General features: G+C 50.6%; 2 protein-coding genes. Both read right to left on the bottom strand.

What is annotated here, in order from left to right:
* On the bottom strand, window positions 1–2,240 hold a 2,240-nt coding region (locus AC5JR3_RS11400), incomplete at its 3' end, for a PAS domain S-box protein (protein WP_495845996.1).
* A gap of 128 nt (window positions 2,241–2,368) precedes the next feature.
* Window positions 2,369–3,241 (bottom strand): aldo/keto reductase, encoded by an 873-nt coding sequence (locus AC5JR3_RS11405; RefSeq protein WP_495845998.1) that lies wholly within the window; start codon window positions 3,239–3,241, stop codon window positions 2,369–2,371.
* Window positions 3,242–3,519: the final 278 nt, after the last annotated feature.

Here is a 3,519-nt window from a genome sequence, read left to right on the forward strand (position 1 = left end):
GCTCCCCTGCTCCCCTGCTCCCCTGCTCCCCTGCTCCCCTGCTCCCCATCTCCCCTGCTCCCCTGCTCCCCCGCTCCCCTGCTCACTGAGGCTTTCACCACAACTGAACCCGCCTCCGTGAACTTGATAGCATTGCCAACTAAATTGAGCAAAATCTGACGTAGGCGTCCCGGATCTCCTTGCAATTGTCTAGGCACATCGGGATCGATGACGGCAGCTAAATCAAGCCCTTTCTCTTCTGCCTGAGCCGCTAAGATATTTACGGCGGCATCAATAGAGTGCTCTAGATTGAAGTCGAGAGTTTCTAGGGACATTTCCCCCGCTTCTAGCTTGGAAAAGTCGAGAATGTCGTTGATGATCTTCAGCAGGTGTTCGGCACTGCTGCGGATCGTGTGGGCATAATCTAGTTGTTGCCGTGTCAGGGAGGTTTGCAACAACAGTCCTGCCATCCCCAAAACCCCATTCATGGGGGTGCGAATTTCATGACTCATGTTGGCAAGAAATTCCGACTTCAGCCGGGAAGCTTCTAAAGCGGCTTCCCGTGCTTCTACCAACTCATTAATTTTGTCAGTGGCGATGACAATGCCGCCAACATTTCCTTCTGGGGTGTACCAAGGATGAATCGCCCAACGTAAGTAAATTTTTGTCTCATCAGCACGTTCCCAAACATCTTCACTCGCTGAAAGGACTGCCCCTTGCAAAGCCTGTTGATGAATAGCTTTCCAATGCTCCGGGATATCTAGGACAAGTTCGTAATGGTTGCGACCGATGATTGAAGCTTCGGCTTCTAAGCCTTGAAAATCAATCCACTTGTCTGAGTGCGCCAGATAGCGCATCTGGCGGTCAAACATCGCCATGGCTACAGGCGCGTGAGTGATGATTTGCCGCAGTTGCTGACGTTCTCGCTCTAAGGCAAGCTCAACTTGCTTGCGCTCTGTGATGTCCATCACTGTGCCTGTCATCCGCAGGGCTTGCCCGTTGTGGTTGCGGAGAACTGCCCCCTTACTTGCGATCCAGTGGGTCGTTCCATCCAGCCAGCAGGTACGAACTTCTATCTCATAGTCTGTACCTGTTTTCACGGCATGTATGACCGTTTGCTCGACAACAGCACGATCCTCTGGATGCAGGCACTCAAGAAATGCACCGTAGGTGTCGAGGGGGGTTCCTGGCATCCGACCCAACAAGGTTTCTACGCCTTCTGACCAGTTGATGCGATCGCTGATCATATCCCAGTCCCAGGCACTCATCTGAGCCGCAGAAAGCGCTAAATTTAGTCTCGCTTCGCTCTTACGCAGTGATTCTTCTGCCAACTGCCGATCTTGAATTTCAACAACTAAATGCTCGTTAACCTGCTTTAACTGAGATGTGCGCTTTTCAACCCGTGCTTCTAGCTCTACCTTTGCTTGCTGGAGAGATGCTTCTGCCTGCTTACGACTAGTCACATCCAGAGCGAGTGAGAGGATCGATACTAGGTTGCCATTTTCATCACACAAACTAGAGTTGTACCACTCGCAATGAACAACCGCACCCTCTTTTGTGTAGTTGCGGTTTTGACAGACACAGCGGGGACTGCTGGCTTTGGTCAGCTCCTGCATTGCACTGGCAACAATTTCCTGGTCTTCGTCACAGACAAATTTCAGGTCATTAATGTGACGGTTAACGACTTCCTCCGCTTTCCAACCAAATAAATGCTCGGCTTGGGGTGACCACCACTGCACTCGAAACTGACTATCGCATTCAATGACTGCTAAGGGGGTGTTTTCGACGTGGAAAGTCAGGCGTTGAAGGGCAATTTGTAATTTAGCTTCGGCTGTCGTGCGGTCTTCTAGGGCTTTTTCTAGCTGACGGTTCGTTTCTTCTAACTGGGTAGGACTAGGGAGCGCCAATGCCAGGGGAATTAATGGCACCAGTTGGAATACTGTCAAAACAGAAACCCCAGCCGTAATCGCTTTCACAATGCCTGAAACCCAATAATTCGGGTGCCAGAGTGTCCACACGTCCAAGAGATGACCCGTACCGCAAGCAATAATGAAGCCACCAAACCAGAGGAAAATCCAGTGGAAGGGGAGGTCACGACGCTGGCGGACAAAGTACACCAGGATTAGAGGAATCGAGTAGTAAGAGAGCGCAATTAATGCGTCTGATACTACATGCAGCCCCACCAATCCTGGTTTCCAAAGGTAACAATGTCCGTGGGGGATAAAAGTATTGGAAAAAGCGTCAGGGAAAAGTGCCAGCATAAAGACCCCCTTGTAGCAAAGAGCTATGCCTACGGTAGCAAGAAAGAACAGAGAACTTAGTTTTTAGTAATCTCTTGGTACAACCAAAGGCAGATGACGGTGAACTGCATCACGGCTGGTAAGTTTTTTTAAGCGGCAGTGGCATTGTCAAGTTGTTGGACTTCTTGAGAAGATAACTTTACGTTTAGCGCTCCCACAGAGCCTTCAATGCTAGAAACTTTGCTGGCTCCCGGAATTGGGACAACAGAGGGAGATTTCGCTCGCAGCCATGCCAGGACAATCTGCTGCACAGAAGCACCTTTTTCTTCGGCAAGTTGAACGAGTGCCGGGATATCTTCTAAACGGCTGACGCGGCTACTTCCCCCCAAGGGACTCCAGGGTAGAAATGTCAGTCCTTCCTGCTCGCAATACTCTAATACTCCGTCAGACTCTGGCTGACGATGCCAGGGATTGTACTGGTTCTGGACAGAAACGATGTCAACTACATCCCGCGCCTGCTTGATTTGGGCAACGGAGAAATTAGAGACGCCAACAAATCGCACTAAACCTTCATCGACGGCTTCTTTGGCGGGGGTGAGGGCTTCCTCAATCGTGTAGTCGGGATCGGGGGAGTGGTATTGCCACAAGTCAATTGGTTTTTCGCCCCCCAATGCTTCATGACTAATGCGGATGGTTTCTCGTAAATGATCGGGATTGCCGTTGCGCGTCCAGCTTCCCTCAGGGCGCATCAAGCCGCCTTTGGTGGCAACAGTGACTTGGCTGACATCGCCTTTGTACTGTTTTATCGCCTTACCAATCAGTCGCTCGTTGTGATGCTTATCGGATTCATCTTTGCAGTAGGAATCTGCCGTATCGATGAGAGTAACACCTAAATCGAGTGCCCGGTGAATCACTGCGATCGCTTCCGATTCCGGCGGACGCCCACTTAACGACATTGGCATCCCCCCTAAACCAATAGCACTGATTGTCACGCCAGTGTTTCTGAGTTGTTTGGTTTCCATTATTTAAGTTAAGTCTCACTTTCATCTGTTTCCCATTAATCTCAGAAAACCTGTAAGGAATCGTCTGCCGAATGGGGAGTTTTGAGTCCTCCTGAGTTCTGAGTCCTGAGTCCTGAGTCCTGAGTGGGGAAGGGGAGCGGGGGTGCAGGGGTGCAGGGGAGCGGGGGTGCAGGGGTGCAGGGGTGCAGGGGAGCGGGGGTGCAGGGGAGAACTAATAACCGAATTCATACTTCATACTTCATACTTCATACTTCATACTTCATACTTCATACTTCATA

Source organism: Kastovskya adunca (assembly GCF_059505785.1).